The organism is Pigmentiphaga litoralis (assembly GCF_013408655.1).
Taxonomy (GTDB): domain Bacteria; phylum Pseudomonadota; class Gammaproteobacteria; order Burkholderiales; family Burkholderiaceae_B; genus Pigmentiphaga; species Pigmentiphaga litoralis_A.
Genome location: NZ_JACCBP010000003.1, coordinates 524071 through 546010 on the forward strand (window position 1 = coordinate 524071; position 21940 = coordinate 546010).

A 21940-nucleotide genomic window follows, 5' to 3' on the forward strand; every position below is an offset into this window, starting at 1 on the left:
TGCGGGGCTTCCGCGTTGATAAAGCTCAGAGTTGTTTGCGCAACTCCGCGGGAGGCACTTTCATGAGGCCACGGTACTTGGTGACCGTGCGGCGGGCGACCACCACTCCCTGGTCCGCCAGCATTTTAGTCAAAGAAACGTCGGAAAGCGGATCTTCGCGGTTCTCGCTCGCAATCATGTCTTTTAACAACGCTCTGACCGCCGCTGCGGAACATTTGCCGCCCGTGTCGGTTGCCAACTCACGCGAAAAGAAGTGCTTGAATTCAAACACACCGCGCGGGGTCGCCATGTACTTGTTGCCCGTTGCGCGTGACACGGTCGACTCGTGCAGATTCAGCTCTTCCGCCACCTTGCGCAGCACCAGGGGGCGCATGGCGATTTCACCGTAGTCGAAAAAGGTTTTCTGGTGCGCCACGATGGCTTCGGCCACCCGCTGGATGGTGGTGAACCGCTGCTCGACGTTCTTCATCAGCCAGCGGGCTTCCTGCAGTTCCTGCGCCATGGGCGCACGGTCGCCGCAACGGGCGCGGCGGAACAGGTTGGCGTAGGCATGGTGCAGGCGAGCGCGGGGCATGACGGCCGGATTGGTCGCGATGACCCAGCGGCCCTTGACCTTGCGCACGATCACATCAGGAATGACGTGGTCGGTGGTCTGACGCGAATACCGGGTGCCGGGCTTGGGATCCAGGCTGCGGATCAGCTTGGTCGCCGCCGTCAATTCCGGTTCATCGCAGGTCAGGCGGCGCTTCATTTCGGCCGTCTCGCGGCGCGCCAGCAGATCCAGGTGCTGCGTGACGATCCGGCGGGCCAGGTCGCGTCCGGGAGTCTCGGCACCGAGGGCATCGATCTGCAGCTTCAGGCATTCGCCCAGATTGCGCGCCCCGATGCCAGGGCCGTCCAGCTGCTGCACCAGCGTCAAGGCAACCATCCATTCTTCTTCGGTCGGCTCCGGATCGAAATCCATCACGTCGGACAGGTCAGAAAATTCCTGGCGCAGATAGCCGTCATCGTCCAGGGCTTCGATCACGATCTCGGCCAATGCGCGGTCGCGGTCGTTCAGGCGATAGCCGCACAGTTCGCGGCGCAGATGGTCGCGCAGGTCCAGCGTCGCGTTGGTCCATTCGCCAATGTCATGCGCTTCATCATCGTTGCTCGACCCGCGTTCGCCGGCGTACTCCGACCCATAGCTGCCCAGGTCGGATTCGATCGACGTATCGTTGGTGGCGGAATAGGGGGCTTCGTCAGCCTCGGGTGCGCTCGATGTGGGCACCTCGGTCAGGCTGTGGTCCTGCGCAACGGGCATGCCATCCGAATCGGTCTCGAGGGCGACTTCGTCGTCTTCCTCCAAGAACGGATTCGAGGCCAGGGCCTGCTGTAGTTCCTGTGTGAATTCGAGCGCGGACATCTGCAAAAGCTTGACCGATTGCTGCAGCCGCGGCGTGAGCGACAACTGTTGTCGCGCGCGCATATCGTAGGTGGCTTGTACCACGTGGATCTCCCAGAATAACGGTGCCCAGGCGGGCGATAACAGACTACGGGTCTTTTGTTTGCAAGCTTCGTGCCACTTTGCGGATCCGCATGAACAGGCGCTCTCCAGCCCAAGCGGGTCATTTCACCCAGGATTTGCGCCGGTAAGTTTTACGTAGAATGTAATGAGGAACGCGGCTTGCTGTCGGGCAGCGGCCGGCACGCGGCGCCCCTGCCTGGCCTGTTCTTTCGGAGAGGTTGGCATGAGGTTTGCTCTCCATGCTCATCCATACCTCCCGGTTCGTCCGCCATAACAATGACATTGATAGGCCGAGTCGTGATCGCCGCCGCCTGCGTGGTCAGCCTGTCGCATTGCGCGACGTTGCCCGACCCCGAGACCGCGACGCAGCGCACGCAAGCAGTCCGCATTTCTTCCAAGTCCGGCTGGCTCACCTACGAGGCCAGCCAGCAGTTGATCAAGAAGGTAGCCGCCCGCGGCGACGGCGCCGACTTCCTCGCCCGGCACGTCCAGGTCGAAGAAGCCGTGGCGGGCGCGCCGCTGTCCACCGGCAATCACATCACGCTGTTTTCGGACGGGCCCAGCACCTACAAGGCCATGGGCGAGGCGATCAAGGCCGCGACCCAGTACGTGCACATGGAAAGCTATATCTTCGAAGATGACGAGGTGGGCAATCGGCTGGCCGACCTGTTGATCGACAAGGTCCGCCAGGGCGTGGCGGCCGCGGTCATGGTCGACGACGTCGGCACCATGAACGTCCCGAAGACGCTGTTCGATCGCATGCGCGCTGGGGGCGTGCAAGTTGCCGTCTTCAATCCCGTCAATCCACTGGAAAGCGCCAAGCCGTTTGCGATCAACGAACGCAGCCACCGCAAGGTGCTGGTGGTGGACGGCCGGGTCGGCTACGTGGGCGGCATCAACGTCAGCAGCGTGTATTCGTCGAGCCCCAGCGGGTCCGGGTCGGGGTCGGGTTCGGCCTCGGGTTCATTCCCGCGTTTTGGCAGCGGCAAATCGTCCGCGCAAAAAGCGCGGGACGAGGAAGCCCTTCGCACGGGCAAGCCCACGGCATCCACCGCACCGTGGCGGGATACCCACCTGGAAATCCGCGGGCCTGCCGTTGCCGACATTGAACGCGTGTTCATCGACGGGTGGAACAGCCAGAAGGCGCCGCCGCTGGAAGCGCGGGAGTTCTTCCCGCCTCCGCGCAACGAAGGTCCGCAGATTGTCCGCATTGTCGTCAACAAGCCGGGCGCCGAAGATAACCATGCGATCTACCTGACCCTGCTGTCCGCCATCAACAGCGCGCAAAAGTCCATCCACATCACGATGGCCTACTTCGTGCCGGATCCGGCCTTCCTGACCGCCCTGTGCGACGCGGCGCGCCGGGGGGTGGACGTCGCGTTGATCTTGCCCGGCTTCAGTGATTCGTCCATCGTGTTCCATGCCGGCCGATCGCACTACGAAGAGATGCTGCAGGCCGGCGTGCGGGTGTACGAGCGGGATGACGCGCTCTTGCACGCCAAGACGGCGGTCGTGGACGGCGTGTGGTCGACGGCGGGCTCAAGCAACTTTGACTGGCGCAGCTTTACGTTGAATCATGAAATCAACGCCGTGGTCCTTGGCGCCAATTTCGGCGCACAAATGGATGCGCTGTTCGACAACGACGTGGCCCTGTCCAAACAAGTGACCCTGTCCCAATGGCACAACCGACCGGTCAAGTACCGCTTCATGGAATTCATTTCGCGTTTTGGCGAACGCTGGCTGTAGCAGGCGCTTTCAGGACGCTCGGACAAACAAAAGCCCGCATAGACTGCGGGCTTGTTGTTATCACTGCGGATCGCCTGACCGGCTTATTCCACCGACCCGCCACCCGATCCGTCAGGCTTGTAGCTTTCCAGGCGGTTGTAGAGCGTCTTCAGGCTGATTCCCAACGTGCTGGCAGCCTGTCGCTTGTCGCCGTCAAAATGGGCAAGCGTGGCCAGGATGATCTCGCGCTGGGCATCGAGCAGTGGCGTGCCGATCCACACGTCCAGAAACCCTTCGCGGCGCACCGCCCGCTTGTTGCGCGGCGGCTGGGTCGGGCCCGGCAGTTCCACCACCTTGTCGGCCATGATGAACGCGCGGTGCACGGTGTTCTTCAGCTCGCGCACATTGCCGTTCCACGAGTGCTGGCCCAGGGCTTCCAGCGCGCGTTTGGAAAAGACCTTGCTGGTCTTTTCGGCGGCGTTGAACTGGTCCAGGAAGCGCTGCGCCAACAGTTCAATATCGCCCTGGCGCTCGCGCAGCGGAGGGACCCGAATCGGAAACACCGCCAGCCGGTACAACAGGTCTTCACGGAAACGACCGTCCTTGACCGCCACTTGTGGATCCCGGTTGGTCGCTGCGATCACGCGCACGTCCACTTCGATCTGTTCCGTGCCGCCCACCCGATGAAAGGTGCCGGTCTCGAGCACCCGCAGCAGCTTGATCTGCATGTCGGGCGCCATCTCGGTAATTTCGTCCAGGAAGATCGTGCCGCCGCTGGCATGTTCAAAGTAGCCGATGTGCTGATGCACGGCGCCCGTAAAGCTGCCCTTCTCGTGGCCGAACAATTCGCCCTCGATCAAGGAAGCCGGGATCGCGCCGCAATTGACCGGAATGAAGGCCTTGGCATTGCGCTGGCTTTTGTCATGGACCGTCTTGGCGATCAGTTCCTTGCCCGTGCCGCTGTCGCCGACGATCAATACCGACAGGGCCGTCTTGGCGACCTTGTCGATCTGCCGATACAGGTTCTGCATGACCGGCGAATTGCCGTACAGCAACCCGTAGGGCTGTGGAATGGCATTGGCCCCTGCCTGCGCGGCGCGCGCTGTCCCACTCCTCGGCTTAATCGACGCTGGCGCAGCATCAGCCGGAAGATTAATGGTTGGATTGGAAACATCGCCTGATTGCATCGGGTCCCTGCTTGGTCAGTGTGGTTTTGTGCATTGATCGTACCCCGTTTGATCGGTGCCTCAAACGCGCTCCCGGTTACGGTCCGCCCGTGTTGGTAACCAATCCGTGCAAGCCTTGCTCGGTCGGGAGAAATTATACGAAAGCGTGTAAATTTTACGTTATCCGACGGGATGTCGCTGGGGAAGCGGCCCGGCAATTCGTAGATCCTGCCGGGCAGTACCCTGCTGAAAACGGCGTTCCCGCAAATTGGCACGGAAGATGCATATACCCAACCAACTGCAGTACCGAGCCGGTACTCGCGGGGCCTTGCGCGGTCAAGCCGGGACAGCATCCGGCAAGCCTCACAAGGCATTGGCGGCGGGGATTTTATTGTCATTAAACGGTGGTTGTTGCACGACCTCCCGGACCGTCCGGTCCAGGTCGCGCCTTCGTCGTACACAAGGAGAAAGTCATGGGTGCCAATGCAATTGATGTGTCTTCCAAGAAAGAAAAGATCGCCAGCAACTTTCGCGGCCTGGTTGAAGGCGCCGAAGATCTGCTGCGTTCCACCGCAGCGGCGACCGGTACCGAAGTCGACAGCGCGCGCAGCAAGCTGAACGCCCAACTGAGCCGTGCCAAGGGCGTCTACAGCGACCTGGAAGCATCGGCAATCGACTCGTACAAAGAAGTGTCGGAAACCACCGACGCGTATGTGCGTGAGAACCCCTGGCGCGCTGTCGGCATCGCTGCCGCAGTCGGCGTGCTGGTCAGCCTCGTCGCGCTGCGTCGTTAAGCCGCACTGGGCATAATGCGGACCCTGCATCAATTGCATGTGGTCCGTGCATGAAGCGGGCCGTCACCGGTCTGCTCCGTTCGGCAAGCGCCGGGCAGGGCGGCCGGTGCGGCCCGGGAATCGTTTTGGAGACCCGATTTCTTGCTATCGTTTCTACTGCACGAATGGGAAGTAGGTGGTACGCGCGCATGGCGGATCGGACCCTGTTATAAGGGTAGCCAAGGTCCCCAGCGCGCATTTTTACAGGTTATCGGAGTTTGCTCGCATGCCGCACGTATTGATCGTTGATGATGAACCGAACACGCGGGCCGCGCTCGCTGAAATCATCGCTGACGAGGGATTCACCACCGCCGTCGCCGGCGATTTGCGCGAAGCCCGGATCCAGATCGTGCGGCAAGCGCCAGATGTGGTGCTGACGGACCTGAAGCTGCCCGACGGCACCGGCATGGACCTGTTCAAGGAACTGGAGCCGGGCATTCCGGTGGAAGTCATCCTGATCACGGGCCACGCCAGCGTCGAAAGCGCCGTGGACGCCCTGCGTCTGGGCGCCGCCGACTACCTGGTCAAGCCGATCAACATGCAGCGCCTGAAAGCGATCCTGGATCGCATTCCGCGCTCGGGCGACCTCAAGGCCGAAATCGGATCGCTGCGCGGCGAGCTGCGCCGCTACGGACGCTTTGGCCGCATGCTCGGCAACTCGGCCGCCATGCAGCAGTTCTACGACCAGATCAACAAGGTCGCGCCGACCGAAGCCACCGTGCTGCTGATCGGCGAAAGCGGCACCGGCAAGGAACTGGCCGCGCAAACGGTCCATGAACTGAGCCTGCGTCGCAAGCGTCCGTTCCTGGCCGTCAACTGCGGCGCCATTTCGCCCAACCTGATTGAAAGCGAAATGTTCGGCCATGAACGCGGCAGTTTCACGGGCGCTGAACGCCAGCACAAGGGCTACTTCGAACGATCCAACGGCGGCACGCTGTTCCTGGACGAAATTACCGAAATGCCGATCGAACTGCAGGTCAAGCTGCTGCGCGTGCTTGAAACCGGTCTGTTCATGCGTGTCGGTACCAATCAGGAAATCGAAAGCGACGTCCGCATCGTTGCCGCGACCAACCGCAACCCGATGGAAGCGGTGGCCGAGGGCAAGCTGCGCGAAGACTTGTACCACCGTCTGAACGTCTTCCCGTTGCAACTGCCGCCATTGCGCGAGCGGGGCAAGGACTCGGAACTGCTGGCGCAAAGCTTCCTGGACGACCTGAACGCCCAGCACGGCACAACCAAGACCTTTGCCCCAGAAATGCTGGCGAACCTGTCGGCGCATTCATGGCCTGGCAACGTGCGCGAGTTGAAGAACTACGTGCAGCGCGCGTTCATCATGGCCGACGAAGGGCTGATCAGCCCGTTCGCTGCGCCCATGCAACTGGCCACGTCCAAGGCGCCGGCGGAAACCATCATCACCATTCCGGTGGGTATGTCTCTTGCGGAAGCAGATCGTCAGCTGATCTTTGCGACGCTTGAACAATGTTCGGGCGTCAAGAAGCATGCGGCTGAAGTCTTGGGCATCAGCTTGAAGACGCTGTACAACCGCCTCGAAGAATATTCCGCTTCCGACGCGCTCGACGAGTAGGCGTGTGGGGGGCAGGGCGGCCGACAACGATAAGGAGCCAACATGCAGGATCTGCACATGCACACCACCCCCCCGATTCCTCCCGTCAATGATCCGCCAGTCGACCCGATTGGCGATCCTCCAGGTGGCCCGGTAGGCGATCCCCCGCCCAACAATCCCGAGCCCGTCGAACCCCCGCAAATCCCGCCGGCACCGGTCCCGCCGCAAGGCTGACCTGCCGCATCGTCCCTTCCTGACCAGCGCCCGCTGACCGGCACGTTTCGTGCTGTACAGCGGGCACAATGCTAATAAGGAAAACACCATGTCCCTGATCGTCGCTGCTCGATTCGACTCCTTTCCCGAGGCCGAAGCCGCAGGCCGTATGCTGTTCCAGAAAGGCTTCAAGGAAGAAGACGTCTCGATCTTTTTTGTGAACCCTGCCGGCCAGCATGCACGTCATGCCGTGGGGGGCGACCATGCCGCCAGTGAAGGCGCCAAGGATGCGCACAAAGGCGCCATCATCGGCGCCGCCACCATTGCCGTGCTTGGCGCGGTGTTGGGCGCAGCGATCTGGATGGTGTCGGGGATCCCACTGTGGGCACTGATCATCTTCGTTGCCGTGGGGGCCTACATCGGGTCGCTGGGCGGCGCGATGGTAGCCACCAAGCAGAACAGCAAGCGGCCTGCGCGGCCGGGCCAGGACATCGGTATGCGGCGCGCGGGCGTGCTCACGTCGGTGCGCGTAGTGCCGGATACCGAAACGCTGGCGTCGCAAATCCTGTTGCAGGCGGGCGGCAAGGATATCGAGCGTGCCGGTGGCCAATGGAAGAACGGCGACTGGGTCGACTTCGATGCGGCCAACACCCCCGTACTCAGCGACAAGGTGCCTGCCAAGGCTACCGAATAGTCGAGCGGGAAGTCAGATCGTCGTGGACGCGGGAGACCGCGTTCAATAAAAAAAAGGCGCCTTGATCAGGGCGCCTTTTTCATGTCAGACGTTGTCGTTCTCGTCGTCATCCGGGATCGCGTCCCCGATCCGGTCACCGACATTGCCCTGGCTGATTTCCTGTTCGTCCACGCCTTCGCCAGGAATGGGTTCGATCGAATCGGGCAGCAGGTCATCGCCTTCTTCTTCAATCGAAATGTCTACCGATGGACGATCGCCCGCGCCACCCGAATCGGAGTCGCTGTCACCTTGCGGCAAGCCTGCGCGGTCGCTGCCGGTATCCGAGCTGTCGCTGGGTCCCAGATCGGCGTTGGTGTGGCCCGGCGGAAAACCCATTGCTTCTTCGCCGTCGTTCAATAGTGTGCTGTTCGCCATGTTCGACTCCTGAGAAAAAAGGCCGCTATGAGCGGCCTGAATGGAATGCGATCGTTCTTGTCATTATGGTCTGATCCCTTTCGGAATCAGACGTTCAAGCAATTACATGTTGTAGGTCGTCTTGGCCTGCTTCTGGCACATGTCCTTGGCATCGCCGGACATGGCGTCACATTTTTCCTTGGCAACCTTATAGTCGGCTTCGCGCTTTTCCTTGTTGGCATCGGCACGCACGTCACCGGTCTTTGCGGCAGCCTTGTTGTCGACTTCAGCCTTGGTGCGCTTCGCCTTGGCTTCCTTCTCGCACACGTCCTGGTTGTTGCCCTTCATCGGCTTGCACAGTTCCATAGCGGACTTGTACTCGGCTTCGATCTGCTTGTCGCGCATCTTGTACGCGTCGTCGGCCGCGTGGGCGCCGACGGAGAAGGCAGCGCAGGACAGCAGGGCGATGGTCAGGGTGGTTTTTATGGTTTTCATAGGGCTCTCCTAGCTTCAATAGACGGGTACATCGGGTGACCGTGATCACTGCCGGTGTACCCCTGTCCTTGCAAGGGCCGTGCCATGTTGCCCGGCCTTGATAGAGCGCCATTTGAGCGTCGGCGTTGTAATGCGAGCGAGCATGCAGTGTAAAAAAAGCGATTGCTTATACCTGTTGTGTATAAAGCGCGCCGCGCGCATCAGACTCCGTACAAAGTCAGGCCGGCTTGGTCTTGCTGCGGTAGTCGCACAGGTCAACAATGCCGCACTCGGGGCACTTGGGCGTGCGGGCCACACACACGTAGCGGCCGTGCAGGATCAGCCAGTGATGCGCATCCATCAGGTAATCGCGCGGCACGAACTTCAGCAGCTTGGCTTCGACTTCCACGACATTCTTGCCCGGCGCCAGGCCGGTGCGATTGCTGACCCGGAAGATGTGGGTATCCACCGCCATCGCCACTTGCCGGAATGCCGTGTTCAACACCACATTGGCCGTCTTGCGGCCCACGCCAGGCAGGGCTTCCAGCGACGCGCGATCCGCCGGCACCTCGCCGCCATGGCGATCGATCAACTGCTGACAGGTCGCCAGCACGTTCTTGGCCTTGGTCTTCCACAGGTTGATGGTGCGCACGTACTCGCCCAGCGCTTCTTCGCCCAGCGCAAGAATGCCCTCGGGCGTGCCATGCTCGGGAAAGAAGCGGCGCGTCGCAATGTTCACCGACTTGTCGGTGGCCTGCGCGGACAGGATCACTGCAATCAACAGCTGGAACGGCGTCGTGTATTCCAGCTCGGTCTGCGGCGTGGGATTGGCCGCGCTCAGGCGGCGAAAGATTTCCAGGCGCTTGGCGTTGTTCATGGCGAAAAATGGGGAAGGATGGGGTGGGAAAGCTGTGCTGTCGGGCGCTCAGTGCCGGCTGGGGCGCGGATCCCACTGATCACATGGAGCGGCCCGGATCGTCGCCGTCACCCGGCGCGGCGCGCGCGAGCCCGGGCCAGCGCGGCGGCCAGAATGGCCTGTTTGCGTTCTGCCGCGCTGTCGGCAGGCGCCGCCGGCGCGGGGGTGGAAGACAACGGTGGCAGGGTGATGTCGGCAGACGACGCATCCGGTTGACCAATGGCGGGTGCAGATCCCGCCGTGGCACTGGAAGGGGTGTGCGCCACCGATACGGCCACGGCCTCATGGTCCTGCTGCGCTGCTGCGGGGTTCCGAGACACCCAGTCCTCGCCGGCCGTGGCCGACACTGTTGGCGCCGCGCTGTGCTCGCGGTCGGATTCCCGGATCAGTCGTGACTGCCTCAGCGTATAACGCCGCCGCGCGTCAGCAGCATCCTGTTCGGTCCACGCGCGAGGCGGTGCGACCACCTCCATGTGGATGCAATCGACCGGACAGGGTGCAACGCACAGATCACAGCCCGTACAGGCCGACGGCAGGATCGTATGCATACGTTTGTTGGCGCCGACGATGGCATCCACCGGACAGGCCTGAATGCACAAGGTACAGCCGATGCAGTGCTGTTCGTCGATGCGGGCAACCCGCAGCGGGCCAGGCAGGCCGCGCGTCAGGTCCAGCGGAACGATAGGGCGGTCAAGCAGCGCGGCCAGCGTGGCGACGCCCGCTTCGCCGCCGGGCGGGCATCGGTCGATGCCCGCTGTCCCATTGGCAATCGCCTCGGCATACGGCCTGCAACCGTCAAACCCGCATTTTGTGCATTGGGTCTGGGGAAGGCGGGCGTCGATGCGGTCAGCGAGGTCGTGCACGGAACAAAGCGTCAGGTCGAGGGGCGTTCGTGCTGGCGAATGAACGCGGCAATCTTCGGTTCAATGATGGTGCGCCAGCGGCGGCCCGAGAAAATGCCGTAGTGGCCACAATCCTTGGCGGTGAAGTGTTCCTTGTTCGCCGCGGGAATGCCCGAGCACAGATCCTGGGCAGCCTGCGTCTGGCCTGAACCGGAAATATCGTCCAGCTCGCCTTCGATCGTCAGCAAGGCCACCGAGCTGATGTCTCCGGGCGTGACGCGCTGGCCAGCAACGTCCCACGTGCCTTGAGGCAGGCGGGCTTCCTGGAACACCGTCTTGATGGTGTCCAGGTAATACTCGGCCGGCATGTCCAGCACGGCGTTGTACTCGTCGTAGAACTTGCGGTGCAGTTCCGCGTCTTCATCGTCGCCCTTGATCAGGTCCAGGTAGAAGTCATAGTGCGACTTTGCATGGCGATCGGTGTTCATGGCAACGAATCCGGCGTGTTGCAGGAAGCCGGGGTAAACCTTGCGGCCAGCGCCCGGGAAACGTGGCGGAACGCGATGGATCAGCTGGTTCTCGAACCACGAGTACGGCTTGGTGGTTGCCAGCGTGTTGACCTGGGTCGGCGACTTTCGGGGATCGATCGGGCCACCCATCATGATCATGGTGCGGGGCAGGGCGGGATCGTTCTCGGTGGACATCAGCGAAATGGCCGCCAGCACCGGGACGGTCGGCTGGCACACCGAAATCACGTGAACGTCCGGACCCAGTTCGCGAATGAAGTCCCGCACATACAGGACATAGTCGTCCAGATGGAAGGGGCCGGCCGACGCCGGCACCATGCGGGCATCCACCCAGTCCGTCACATACACATCATGCGCAGGCAGCAGCGCCCGCACGGTGTCGCGCAGCAGGGTGGCATGATGGCCCGACAGCGGTGCCACCAGCAGGACCTTCGGGTCCTTGCGTACGGCGCCCGCGCCCTTGCCCACGCTGCGGTGAACCGCGCCGCGTTCGAAGTGGACAAGGTTACAGAAGGGCTTCTGGACGGCGTTCGATTCGGTCACCGGGACCTCGACGCCATCGATCAGGGTAGTGGGCAAGTCCCAGGCCGGCTTTTCATAGTCCTTGCCGAGCCGATACAGCAGCTCGTAACCGGCAGCGATGCGCCGCGACACAGGCGTGTACGCAAGCGGGCTGAACGGATTGGAGAAAAGTTGTGCGCTGGCGTCGGCGAAGCTCGCAAACGGGGTCAACAGCGCGCGCTGCATTTCGTGGAGTTGGTACAGCATGAGTGCTCCGGGACTGCAATATGACTGACGATTATTGCTCTGCCATGGGGATCGTGCAATGCACAATGCACGACAGCGGTGCAACTACCAATAGTTCTCGACGGCCAGGTTACCGGGCCTGCCCCGGCGTGAGGCAGCAAATCCCCGGGAAGCCAGCAAGTGGCGTAAATCGGACACCATTTCGGGATTTCCGCACAACATCACCCGGCCCCGCTCGGGGTCCAACGCCACGCCAGCGCGGCGTTCCAGCTCACCGGTCTCGATCAGGGTGGTGATGCGCCCATTCAGTGCGCCTGGCACGATTTCGCGCGTGATGGACGGCAGGTAGATGAGTTTGTGCGGATTGGCGGCCACCATCTCACCAAAATAGGGATGGTCGGCCAGTCCTTCAATGGTCTCGCGGTAGGCAAGCTCTTCGGCGGTGCGTACGCTGTGCACCACAATCAGGTGCTCGTAGTCGTCCCACACCTGCAGGTCCAGCAATACCGAAATGAATGGCGCAAGCCCTGTGCCCGAGCTCAGCATCCACAGATCCTTGCCGGTCGGAAAAGCGGCGGTGGTCAGGAAACCGAAGGCGGTCTTGTCGACGTAGATCGTGTCGCCTTCACCCAGCTTTTCAAGCTCGCTGGTGAATTCCCCGCCGTCCACCACAATCGAAAAGAACTCGAGGTGCTCGTCATACGGCGCCGACACGATGGAATACGCGCGCCACACGATCGTGCTGCCCGAGCCATCGGCCGCGGACGGATCCGGCTTGGCCACGCCCAGCCGCGCAAACTGGCCAGGCACGAAACGAAAGCCCTGGTCGCGCGTGGTCCGGAACGAAAACAGCTTTCCAGGCACCCAGGTCTTGACCCAGGTGACCGTCTCGGCAGTGTATTTGTCGGCGCTCATGCAGGCGGCTTAGCGCTCCAGCAGCGGCAGCTTGTTGGGCTTGTCCTTCCATTCATCCGCATCGTCCAGCGGCTTCTTGGTGCGGGTGATGCTGGGCCAGCTCTTGGACAGCTCGGCATTGATCTCGATGAAGTGCAGCTGGTCTTGCGGCAAGTCTTCTTCGGCAAGGATGGCGTTGGCCGGGCATTCCGGGATACAGACAGCGCAATCGATGCACTCGTCCGGATCGATGATCAGGAAGTTGGGACCCTCGCGAAAGCAATCCACAGGGCACACGTCCACGCAATCGGTGTATTTGCACTTGATGCAGTTTTCAGTGACGACGTGGGTCATTCGAAGCTCCGCGGCACGAGGCGTGCCGTTGAAAAAATTGGGTTAGCCGATGATTTTACCGGACTCGCGAAGTTTCGCCTGCATAACCCCTCCGCGCGTCCGGTCTCGCCGTGCACATCACGCCACGTCTGGCGCCTGACACGCGCCGCTTCACGGCGACGTAAGCAGGCTATTCAGCCGTAATTGAGTGCTTCCCTAGGGCGATTGCCCGGTCGGAACTGTCCGTACGCGCAGGAAACGCGGCGCGCGCTGTGCTATGTTGACCGGCTCACCTGCTTGACCAAGTAGACCGGCTGACATCCTCAGCTTGATTATCCGGAGACTGCACGATGCGAACCTCTTTGAGCGCGCTGCGCAAGAAGCTCGCCAATGGCCGCAAATTATCGATGTTGACGTGTTACGACGCGGGCTTTGCCCGAGTGTTGGACGAGGCCGGCATCGACACCCTGCTGATCGGAGATTCCCTGGGCATGGTCGTCCAGGGACGCGATTCCACACTGCCCGTCACGATCCAGGACATTGCCTATCACACGGCCTGCGTCGTGCGCGGCGCCGCCAATGCCTTTGTGCTGGCCGACATGCCCTTCGGCAGCTATCAGGAAAGCCCTGCTCAAGCGCTGCACAACGCCGTCATCCTGATGCAGGCCGGCGCGCAGATGGTCAAACTCGAAGGCGGCGCGGAAATCGCCCCCAGCATCGAACTGCTGACCCGCAGCGGCATTCCGGTTTGCGGCCATATTGGCCTGATGCCGTCCCACGTGCATGCATTGGGCGGCTTCCGGGTGCAAGGCAAGGAAACGGCCGACGCCGACCGGATCGTGGCCGACGCGCAGGCCGTCGAAGCGGCGGGCGCCGCCATGCTGGTCATCGAAGCCGTACCGGACGCCGTCGCGCGCCGGGTGTGCAACGACACCACGCTGATGACCATCGGCATCGGCGCCAGCGCCGCGTGCGACGGCCAGGTCCTCGTGCTGCACGACATGCTCGGCCTGACCCACAGCCCGGCCAAGTTCGTGAAGAACTACATGGTCGACGTATCGGGTGGCGGCGACGCCGTGCTGCAGGCGGCACGCCGCTACGCCCAGGAAGTCGAAAGCGGTGTCTTTCCCGGTGCCGAACACGTCTACGGCCTGACCTCCGGGTCGGTCGCCGGTCTGTATGGCAGTTCTGCCACGCCCGGAACTGCAACGCCTGGAGCGGCAACATGATCATCACGTCCCTGCTGGATACCGACCTCTACAAGTTCACGATGATGCAGGTCGTCCTGCATCAGTTCCCGGCCGCACAGGTTCAGTACAAGTACAAGTGCCGCACCCAGGGCGTCGACCTGCAGCCCTATGTGGACGAAATTCGCGACGAGGTCCGTCAGCTCTGCGCGCTGCGCTTCACCGACGAAGAGCTCGATTACCTGGGCAGCATGCGCTTCATCAAGAGCGACTTCGTCGACTTCCTGCGGCTCTTTCACCTGCCCGAACGCTGCATCTCGATCGAAAAGTCGGCAAGCCCGGGCGAACTCGACATCATGGTGGAAGGCCCGTGGCTGCACACCATCCTGTTCGAAATTCCGGTCCTGTCGATCGTGAACGAGGTGTACTTTCGCAATACCCAGCTGGCGCCGGCCTACGAAGAAGGGCGCGCTCGCCTGCAGAGCAAGGTGCAGCTGGTCCGCAACGACCCCGACCTCAAGGAATTCCGGGTGGCCGATTACGGCACCCGCCGCCGCTTCTCCAAGCGCTGGCACGAAGAAGTCATGGTCACGCTGCGCGACACGCTCAAAGAAAACTTTGCCGGCACCAGCAACGTGTACTTCGCCATGAAGCACGGCCTCACGCCGCTGGGCACCATGGCGCATGAATACCTGCAGGCCTGCCAGGCGCTCGGGCCGCGTCTTCGCGACTCGCAAACCTATGGCTTCGAAGTGTGGGCGCGGGAATACCGGGGCGACCTCGGCATTGCGCTGTCCGACGTGTACGGCATGAGCGCGTTCCTGCGCGACTTCGACATGTACTTCTGCAAGCTGTTTGACGGCGCGCGCCATGATTCGGGCGACCCCTTCCAGTGGGGCGAACGCCTGATCGCCCACTATCGCCAGAATCGGGTCGACCCGCGTACCAAAACGCTGGTGTTTTCCGACGGCCTGACCTTCCCGCTGGCGATCGAACTGGCCAAACGTTTCGCCGGCCGCTGTATCACGGCGTTCGGGATCGGGACCAATCTGACGAACGACCTCAGCTATCAGCCGCTGCAGGTCGTAATGAAAATGGTTCGCTGCAACGGGCAACCGGTCGCCAAGGTGTCCGACACACCCGAAAAAACCATGTGCGACGACAAAGCCTATCTGGCCTACCTGCGACAGGTCTTCGAGATCCCGGCGGAATAAAAAAAAGCCAGGCTGTCCGATACGGAAGCCTGGCTTTTTTACTGGCGCGGTGGGACGGTGCGCGAACCTTAAATGGACTCGCGTTTCACCAGTTTGATGGGTCGCACCGGCACGCCAGGATCGGTCTTGGGGGACGTCATTGCCGGCGACGCGTCCGACGACGTGCCGCAGCTGTCGCACGTCCCGCACCCGCTCCCGCAACCCCCGGCGTCGACCTTGCGTGCCGACCATTTCCGGCCGACCGATTGCATCCACGCGGGGTGCCCGTCCTTCGTCATCCAGCTTCCCGCACGCTGTTTCAGTCGCGCGTGGGTCTTCGGCATCATCCGCCGGAAAGCGCCCAGCGCGCATGCCAGCACGACCAGGCCAACTACCAGGCTTTCGAAGGTCGAATACGCAGTCATGTCAGCATCCTTGTGACGTGATAGGTGATGAACGAAGCAATGTAGGCCAGCGCGAACAGGTACACCGTCGCGATGCCGACCCATTTCCACGAGGCCGTCTCGCGGCGGATCACCGCCAGCGTCGACAGGCACTGCGGCGCGAAGATGAACCAGGCCAGCAGCGAAAACGCCGTCGCCAATTCCCATTGGGCGGCAATCAGCGGCGTCAGCGTGGTGGCTGCGTCATCTGCCGCGCCCGACAGCGCGTACACGGTGGCCAATGCGCCCACGGCGACTTCCCGCGCGGCCAGACCCGGCACCAGCGCAATAGAAATCTGCCAGTTGAACCCGATCGGCTCGAAAATGGTCTGCAAGGCATTACCGATGCGGCCGGCAAAGCTGTACTCGATGGCCGGGCCCACGGCGCCTTCCGGTGGCGACGGGAAGGTCGACAGGAACCAGATCAGCACGGTCAGCGTCAGGATCACGCCCCCCACGCGCATCAGGAAGATGCGGGCGCGTTCCATCAGGCCCACGAACAGGTCCCGGGCATGCGGCACCCGGTACGACGGCAGTTCCAGCAGCAGCGAGTGCTCACGCGTATCGCGTCGGAACAGCTTCATCACCCAGGCCACCCCCAGCGCGCTGACAATGCCCGCCACGTACAGCACGAACAGGGTCACGCCCTGCAGGTTGAAGATGCCCAGCACCGTGTCCGCCGGCACGAAAGCGCCGATCAGCAGTGCGTAGACGGGCAGGCGAGCCGAACACGTCATCAGCGGCGCCACCATGATGGTCGCCAGCCGCTCTCGTGTGTCCTGGATGCTGCGGGTGGCCATGATGCCCGGAATGGCGCAGGCAAAACTCGACAGCAGCGGAATGAAAGATCGGCCAGTCAGCCCGGCGCCGATCATCATGCGGTCGAGCAGGAAGGCCGCCCGCGGCAGATAGCCTGATTCTTCAAGGATCAGGATGAAAAAGAACAGGATCAGGATCTGCGGCAGGAAGACCAGCACGCTACCCACGCCGGCGATCAGGCCGTCCACGATCAGGCTGTGCAGCAGACCTTCCGGCATCAGGTTGCCGACCTGTTCACCCAGCCAGCCGATGCCCGATTCGATCCCGCCCATGATGGGCTCGGCCCACGAAAACACGGCCTGGAACATCAGGAACATGACCGCAGCCAGGATCACCAGGCCCAGTACCGGGTGCAGCACCCATCGGTCCACGGCATCGTCGATGGCGGCGGTACGGCGGGGGATGGTCACGGCCGCCTTCAGCAAGCGATTGACCTCGGCATGCAGGTCGGCGCCTTCGGGCAGCGAGGGCGGAAGGGCCGGTACGCCCTCATCGATGCGCGACAGCAGGCTCGCCGCGCCGTCGTGCTTGACTGCCACTGTCTCGACGATCGGCATGCCCAGCTGCTCCTGCAGCCTGGCGCGGTCGATCACGATGCCGCGGCGGGCGGCCGCATCGCTCATGTTCAGCGCCATCACCATCGGCAGGCCCAGGCGCTGCAGTTCCAGCACGAAGCGCAGATGCAGCCGCAGGTTGGTCGCGTCCACTACCGCCACCAGCATGTCGGGCCGGGCCTCGCCGGCCCGCAGGCCCATACAGATGTCCCGCGTGACCGCTTCATCGGGGCTCACCGCGTGCAGACTGTAGGCGCCAGGCAGATCCAGGATGCTTAGCGTGTGGCCCGCCGGCGTGGTCAGGCGGCCTTCTTTGCGTTCAACCGTGACGCCAGCGTAGTTGGCGACCTTCTGGCGGCTGCCCGTCAGCAGATTGAAGAGGGCGGTCTTGCCGCAGTTGGGATTGCCGACCAGCGCGATACGCTGGGCGGACAGAACTTGAGTCGTCATGAGTGGAAATCAGCCTGCAGCAAAGGGTTCGACCAGGACGCGCGCCGCTTCGGCACGGCGCAGGGCAAAACGTGTGAACCCGATCTGGATCAACAGCGGGTCGGCGCCAATCGGGCCTCGGGCAACGATGCGCACGGGCTCGCCAGCGACAAATCCTAGGTCGCGCAAGCGTGTGGCGATGGGATCCGGCAGCCCCACGTCCTCCACCGTAGTCACGGCCGCCTGTTGGCCGTACGGCAGGTCGGAGAGACGAATGGTCATGGGCGCACCTGTTCCTTTAATGAAAATGATTGTTAATTATAAAAGTTTTCGGCGTCCGGGGCGTTGCAGGTGGGTGGATCCGCTTGAACGGCGTCGCAGCTGACGATCCGGCACGTCAGGAACGGCGACCCACCGCGTCTGGCAGCCTCCAACGCATGCCACTCGTGCAGGGCGCGGCGGGATCATGCCATCATTCGTCTGCCTTCCAACAGTCGCATACGAGGAGTTCCGATGTCCCGTCCCGTGGTTGCTTTCACCCGTCAGTACTTTCCCGATACCGCCGAGCCCCTGGCCCATCGTGCGGACCTGCGGCTCAGCCCGGCAGACGAAGCCCTGGATGCGGCCGGAATCGTGCGCCACGTGGCGGGGTGCAGCGCAGCCGTTGCCACCACGGGCTGCCCGTTCACGGCCTCGGTGATCGACCAGTTGCCGGAACTGCGCCTGATCGCGAATGTGGGAGTGGGGTACAACAATATCGACGTGGCCGCCGCCACCCGCCGCGGGATCATGGTGACCAACACGCCGGACGTGCTGACTGAATCCACAGCCGACATGGCCTGGGCGTTATTGCTGGCCGCCGGCCGCCGGATCGGTGATTCGGAACGCTGGTTGCGCGACGGCCAGTGGAACCGCTGGGCCATCGACCTCTGGCTGGGCGCTGACCTGCACGGCACGACGCTGGGCATTGTCGGCATGGGTCGTATCGGCCGCGCGATTGCCCGCCGGGCAAAGGGCTTTGGCATGAACGTGATCTATCACAACCGCCGCACCTTGCCTGCCGGCGAAGACGAAGGCGCTCGCTGGGTGGACAAGGCCGAATTGTTGTCGACGGCCGACCACGTCATCCTGGTCGTGCCGTACTCGGCCGAAACGCACCACATCATCGGCGCAGAGCAACTGGCCGCGATGAAACGCACCGCCGTCCTTGTCAATATCGGGCGGGGCGGCCTGGTGGACGACGTGGCCCTGGCCCAGGCGCTCAAGTCCGGCCAGATTGCCTCAGCCGGCCTCGACGTATTCGAAAACGAGCCCCGCATTCACCCCGACCTGCTGGCCGCGCCCAACGCGGTCCTGACCCCGCACATCGGCAGCGCCACATTCCGCACGCGCCGCGCGATGTGCGACCTGGCTGTCGCCAACGTGGCCGACTGGCTGGACGGCAAGCCGCCCCGCACGCTGGTCAACAAGGACGTGCTGCCAGTCTGACGTTTGCGTGGGGCCTCTGCCATGGCGGGAGCCCTCGCGGTCGCGGGCGTGCGTGTGGCCGGCCGGCCGGGTATTGGTCCTGGCAGTCCGGCTCGTCATGGGAGTCGGGCTGCTCAGCCCGCCTCGTGATTCGCTTCATCAGTCCGCCTTGTGGGCCCGCCGCTTCAGTCTTTCAGCGAGTCGTACAAGGCCACGTATTCTTCCATTGCCTGCTCGCGGCTCTTGCCTGATTGCGTCTGCCACGCGTCCCACTTGGCGCGAGCCACGAAATCCGTCATGCCGGGGCGTTCACCCGAGGCATCGCCCTGGCTGCCCTGCTTGTAGAGCGAGTACATCTTCAGCAGCGTCATGTTGTCGGGCCGCTCCGACAAGGTCTTGCTTGCGGCAACTGCGTCGTTGAATCGTGTCGTCAGATCGCTCATGGTGGTTCCTGTCAAAGGTAAAGGGGATGGCTCCACCCTACCGAATTCCGCTGTCACTGTCCAAGCAGCAGGCGCAGGCCTTCGGGCAGTGCCGGGCATCGAGAGGGTTCGGCATCTAAAGGGTGCGGCATCGAAGGATGGGGATTAAAAGGGCCGGACGCCAGACTGCCGCACATCGCAGGCCCGGACATCACAGGCCCGGACATCACACGACGTGGCAATCAAAGGGTAGGGCGCACAAGGGTGGACTTGCCGAAAAGGCTGCTCAAGAGATCGACCGCCAGAAGGGCCGTGCGGTTCTGCACGTCACGTGCGGGGTTGATCTCGACGACATCGACCGAGCCCAGCCTTCCGGAATCGGCGATCATCTCCATACATAACTGCGCCTCGCGATACGTTACGCCTCCGAGAACGGGCGTCCCCACGCCCGGCGCAATGTCGGGGTCCAGGAAGTCCACGTCGAAGCTCACGTGCAGGTGCGTATCGTCGTCCAGTCCTTCCAGCGCACGTTCGACTGTCGCACGCATGCCGACCTCGTCGATATACCGCATGTCGTACACGGTCAGGCCGGTCTGCTTCACGAACTGCTTTTCCCCTTCGTCGACGCTCCGGATGCCCACCTGCCTGACTTCGGTTGCCAGGATTGCCGGTTGCCGGTCCGACAATGAGATCAGTTCCATCGGCCCGTGACCGCACAGGCAAGCGACAGGCATGCCATGGATGTTGCCGCTTGGGGTCATGGCCGACGTGTTGAAGTCGGTGTGCGCGTCCAGCCAGAGCACCCGCAGCCGTTTGCCGCGTCGCCGGCAATCCTGGGCGACCGCACTGATCGATCCGATGGCCAGCGAATGATCACCGCCAAGCACAACAGGAAGGGCATTGCGCGACAGGCTTCCCAGCACGGCGTTGAACAAGGCCGTGTTCCAGGCATGAACTTCGCCAAGGTGACGGTAGCCATTGGCCGCCGGTTGCCGGGGATTCAACGGCCCCACAAGGTCCCCACAGTCGACAACATGAAAGCCCAGCAATCGAAGTGCGGTGTCCAGGTCGGCAACCCGCAGCGCCGCCGGCCCCATGGAGGTTCCTCGGACACCGGCGCCGACATCTGTAGGCGCACCTATGAGTTCTATGACGGGCAGGCTTGCGTGACGACTCATGAACGTGTGCTCCTGATTGGGCGGCGAAGATAACGATCCTGGAATGCCATGGCGATGGTGCAGGCGCGGAACGCAGGCAGCAAGCGCCACGCCCATTGACCAAGAACTTGTGATCGCGTCAGACCCCCTATATATAGTGAGCACCAACGTGTGTCGATCGACCACACGCCTATCGTATCGATCAATCAAGCCAGTTGGCGCGACGGCGCCAGCAAAACTCCATGAGGGATGTCCACGATGACTACTGCAGCGCCGACGATGCCTGGCACCTTTGACCCGAGGCCGGCAGCCGAGCTGCTGTGGGAGACCTGGCGTGATCACGGGGTCCTCCAGGCCTTGCCCGAGGGCGTCCGCCCGGCCACGCTGGAAGACGGCTATGCCATCCAGGACGTGGTGGCCGCGTTACGGGGCGAGGCAGTGGCGGGGTGGAAGCTCGGAGTCGGCAGCGTTGGCGCTCTCCGGCAAGGCACCTTGACGCGGCCGTTGGCGGGCCGGGTCTTTGAGTCACTGGTTTACGCCGCCGGCAGTACGGTGCTACTGCCCACCGACCGCCCGATCACCGTGGAGTGCGAAATTGCGTTCGTCCTGGGCCAGGATATCGAACCCGGCAAGGCGCCAAGTCGCCTGGCCGACGTGGTGTCTGCTACCCATGTGACATTCGAGCTCGTACTGTCGCGGTTCCAGGATCGGCGAGCGGTTGGCTGGCCCAGCTTTGCGGCAGACGGGGTAGGCTTTGGCGCCTTGGTCGTGGGGCCCGAAGTCGAGACGGGCAGGATCGATGAGGTCGCACAAAGCATGGCGGTGCTGGCAAACGGCATGGAACGAGCACGGGTCGCAACCGGGGATGACGTGACCTCCCCATGGGCCTCCTTCGAAGCCCTGATCGACCACGCCGCGGAGCGGGGTGTCACATTGAGGGCAGGCCAGATAATCACGACAGGCGCTTGCGCCATGCCGTTCAATATTGCCGGGGAGCGGGTCGAGCTGGAGGCCCGTTTTGACGGGAAATACCTGCGAGCCTTAGTCGGCTCTTGAATTTCGTTTTGCCGACTTGCAGACCCGAAAATAACCGTGCTATATTTCAAGGCTCGACGGAGCAAACGCAACGCGATCTGCCTAGGCAGCAGCGGTGCAGCGAGTTCTGAAGAGCAGCGGTGAACAGGCCAAAACCTGTGGGTGAAAACCCTGTGAAGATGTCTGGCAGTTGAAAGTTTGAATGTTTCAACGGTTTGACAAGCGTAAAAAACTCCTTCATAATCTCGCTTCTGTGCTGATGAAGAAATTCAACGGCAACGCAATAGAAAGTGCGGTACGAAGTAAACGAACCAGCGCAGCGAAACACGCGGCGCACGCAGCAAAGCAAGGCGACTTGCACGACGCGAAAAGATGGTTTAGAATAGCAGGCTTGCTGCAGCAAACG

At 62.6% G+C, this 21940-nt stretch carries 24 protein-coding genes; 10 read left to right on the plus strand and 14 right to left on the minus strand.

Going from position 1 to position 21940, the window contains the following annotated elements; all coding sequences use genetic code 11:
• Nucleotides 1–25: 25 nt before the first annotated feature.
• Nucleotides 26–1489: an RNA polymerase factor sigma-54 gene (locus HD883_RS26700; protein WP_373563487.1), complete on the minus strand. Its 1464-nt coding sequence runs from the start codon at nucleotides 1487–1489 to the stop codon at nucleotides 26–28.
• A gap of 294 nt (nucleotides 1490–1783) precedes the next feature.
• Here HD883_RS26700 and HD883_RS26705 point away from each other — a divergent pair, with 294 nt between their 5' ends.
• A complete protein-coding gene (locus HD883_RS26705) occupies nucleotides 1784–3253 on the plus strand; it encodes a phospholipase D-like domain-containing protein (protein ID WP_179589940.1) in 1470 nt (489 codons plus the stop codon).
• Nucleotides 3254–3336: 83 nt separating this feature from the next.
• Here the strand turns inward: HD883_RS26705 and HD883_RS26710 are convergent, their stop codons facing one another.
• Nucleotides 3337–4419 (minus strand): sigma-54 interaction domain-containing protein, encoded by a 1083-nt coding sequence (locus HD883_RS26710; protein WP_179589938.1) that lies wholly within the window; start codon nucleotides 4417–4419, stop codon nucleotides 3337–3339.
• A 452-nt stretch (nucleotides 4420–4871) separates the two neighbouring features.
• Between HD883_RS26710 and HD883_RS26715 the strand changes: the two genes are divergently transcribed.
• The 4 genes from HD883_RS26715 to HD883_RS26730 all read left to right on the plus strand — a co-directional run bounded on the left by HD883_RS26715 (nucleotide 4872) and on the right by HD883_RS26730 (nucleotide 7702).
• Complete coding sequence (locus HD883_RS26715) at nucleotides 4872–5192, plus strand: DUF883 family protein (RefSeq protein ID WP_179589936.1); 321 nt, start codon at nucleotides 4872–4874, stop codon at nucleotides 5190–5192.
• A 265-nt stretch (nucleotides 5193–5457) separates the two neighbouring features.
• On the plus strand, nucleotides 5458–6816 hold the full coding sequence (locus tag HD883_RS26720) for a sigma-54-dependent transcriptional regulator (RefSeq protein ID WP_179589934.1): 1359 nt from the start codon (nucleotides 5458–5460) through the stop codon (nucleotides 6814–6816).
• Between the two features lie 57 nt (nucleotides 6817–6873).
• Complete coding sequence (locus HD883_RS26725; RefSeq protein WP_179589932.1) at nucleotides 6874–7029, plus strand: hypothetical protein; 156 nt, start codon at nucleotides 6874–6876, stop codon at nucleotides 7027–7029.
• 88 nt (nucleotides 7030–7117) lie between these two features.
• Entirely contained in the window at nucleotides 7118–7702 is a 585-nt protein-coding gene (locus HD883_RS26730) for a hypothetical protein (RefSeq protein WP_179589930.1), read from the plus strand.
• Nucleotides 7703–7786: 84 nt separating this feature from the next.
• On the opposite strand, the gene HD883_RS26735 is transcribed toward HD883_RS26730, so the two are convergent.
• The 7 genes from HD883_RS26735 to fdxA form a co-directional block, all read right to left on the minus strand.
• On the minus strand, nucleotides 7787–8116 hold the full coding sequence (locus HD883_RS26735; protein WP_179589928.1) for a hypothetical protein: 330 nt from the start codon (nucleotides 8114–8116) through the stop codon (nucleotides 7787–7789).
• Nucleotides 8117–8218: 102 nt separating this feature from the next.
• Nucleotides 8219–8590, minus strand: a complete 372-nt coding sequence (locus tag HD883_RS26740; protein ID WP_179589926.1) for a hypothetical protein — start codon at nucleotides 8588–8590, stop codon at nucleotides 8219–8221.
• Between the two features lie 217 nt (nucleotides 8591–8807).
• Nucleotides 8808–9446: an endonuclease III gene (gene nth, locus HD883_RS26745; RefSeq protein ID WP_179589924.1), complete on the minus strand. Its 639-nt coding sequence runs from the start codon at nucleotides 9444–9446 to the stop codon at nucleotides 8808–8810.
• A 107-nt stretch (nucleotides 9447–9553) separates the two neighbouring features.
• Nucleotides 9554–10348, minus strand: coding sequence for an electron transport complex subunit RsxB (rsxB, locus tag HD883_RS26750; RefSeq protein WP_179589922.1), 795 nt, complete (start codon nucleotides 10346–10348; stop codon nucleotides 9554–9556).
• Nucleotides 10349–10359: 11 nt separating this feature from the next.
• The gene (locus HD883_RS26755; protein WP_179589920.1) at nucleotides 10360–11622 is read right to left on the minus strand and encodes a polyhydroxyalkanoate depolymerase; all 1263 of its coding nucleotides are present in this window, start codon (nucleotides 11620–11622) and stop codon (nucleotides 10360–10362) included.
• An 84-nt stretch (nucleotides 11623–11706) separates the two neighbouring features.
• On the minus strand, nucleotides 11707–12516 hold the full coding sequence (locus tag HD883_RS26760; protein ID WP_179589918.1) for a ferredoxin--NADP reductase: 810 nt from the start codon (nucleotides 12514–12516) through the stop codon (nucleotides 11707–11709).
• A 9-nt stretch (nucleotides 12517–12525) separates the two neighbouring features.
• Nucleotides 12526–12849: a ferredoxin FdxA gene (gene fdxA / locus HD883_RS26765; RefSeq protein ID WP_179589916.1), complete on the minus strand. Its 324-nt coding sequence runs from the start codon at nucleotides 12847–12849 to the stop codon at nucleotides 12526–12528.
• A gap of 329 nt (nucleotides 12850–13178) precedes the next feature.
• Between fdxA and panB the strand changes: the two genes are divergently transcribed.
• Both panB and pncB read left to right on the plus strand, forming a co-directional pair.
• A complete protein-coding gene (gene panB, locus HD883_RS26770; protein WP_179589914.1) occupies nucleotides 13179–14057 on the plus strand; it encodes a 3-methyl-2-oxobutanoate hydroxymethyltransferase in 879 nt (292 codons plus the stop codon).
• On the plus strand, nucleotides 14054–15229 hold the full coding sequence (pncB, locus tag HD883_RS26775) for a nicotinate phosphoribosyltransferase (RefSeq protein WP_179589912.1): 1176 nt from the start codon (nucleotides 14054–14056) through the stop codon (nucleotides 15227–15229). Before panB ends, pncB begins: the two co-directional genes overlap by 4 nt.
• Before the next feature lie 68 nt (nucleotides 15230–15297).
• On the opposite strand, the gene HD883_RS26780 is transcribed toward pncB, so the two are convergent.
• The 3 genes from HD883_RS26780 to HD883_RS26790 are packed head-to-tail and all read right to left on the minus strand — an operon-like array spanning nucleotide 15298 to nucleotide 17735.
• Nucleotides 15298–15633 carry a DUF6587 family protein gene (locus HD883_RS26780; protein WP_179589910.1) on the minus strand — a complete coding sequence of 112 codons (336 nt, stop codon included), beginning with the start codon at nucleotides 15631–15633 and terminating at the stop codon, nucleotides 15298–15300.
• On the minus strand, nucleotides 15630–17474 hold the full coding sequence (feoB, locus tag HD883_RS26785; protein WP_179589907.1) for a ferrous iron transporter B: 1845 nt from the start codon (nucleotides 17472–17474) through the stop codon (nucleotides 15630–15632). The genes HD883_RS26780 and feoB overlap by 4 nt, the downstream gene beginning before the upstream one ends.
• A gap of 9 nt (nucleotides 17475–17483) precedes the next feature.
• The gene (locus tag HD883_RS26790; RefSeq protein WP_218863654.1) at nucleotides 17484–17735 is read right to left on the minus strand and encodes a FeoA family protein; all 252 of its coding nucleotides are present in this window, start codon (nucleotides 17733–17735) and stop codon (nucleotides 17484–17486) included.
• A 231-nt stretch (nucleotides 17736–17966) separates the two neighbouring features.
• Between HD883_RS26790 and HD883_RS26795 the strand changes: the two genes are divergently transcribed.
• Entirely contained in the window at nucleotides 17967–18941 is a 975-nt protein-coding gene (locus HD883_RS26795) for a 2-hydroxyacid dehydrogenase (protein WP_179589905.1), read from the plus strand.
• Between the two features lie 164 nt (nucleotides 18942–19105).
• Here HD883_RS26795 and HD883_RS26800 read toward each other — a convergent pair whose 3' ends face one another.
• Nucleotides 19106–19363 (minus strand): acyl-CoA-binding protein, encoded by a 258-nt coding sequence (locus tag HD883_RS26800; RefSeq protein ID WP_179589903.1) that lies wholly within the window; start codon nucleotides 19361–19363, stop codon nucleotides 19106–19108.
• Nucleotides 19364–19584: 221 nt separating this feature from the next.
• Nucleotides 19585–20520 carry an arginase gene (rocF, locus tag HD883_RS26805; RefSeq protein ID WP_179589901.1) on the minus strand — a complete coding sequence of 312 codons (936 nt, stop codon included), beginning with the start codon at nucleotides 20518–20520 and terminating at the stop codon, nucleotides 19585–19587.
• Between the two features lie 258 nt (nucleotides 20521–20778).
• Between rocF and HD883_RS26810 the strand changes: the two genes are divergently transcribed.
• Both HD883_RS26810 and HD883_RS27495 read left to right on the plus strand, forming a co-directional pair.
• On the plus strand, nucleotides 20779–21555 hold the full coding sequence (locus tag HD883_RS26810; RefSeq protein ID WP_257022700.1) for a 2-keto-4-pentenoate hydratase: 777 nt from the start codon (nucleotides 20779–20781) through the stop codon (nucleotides 21553–21555).
• A 181-nt stretch (nucleotides 21556–21736) separates the two neighbouring features.
• Nucleotides 21737–21940 (plus strand): hypothetical protein (locus HD883_RS27495; protein ID WP_218863653.1); only part of this gene is annotated, 204 nt, incomplete at its 3' end.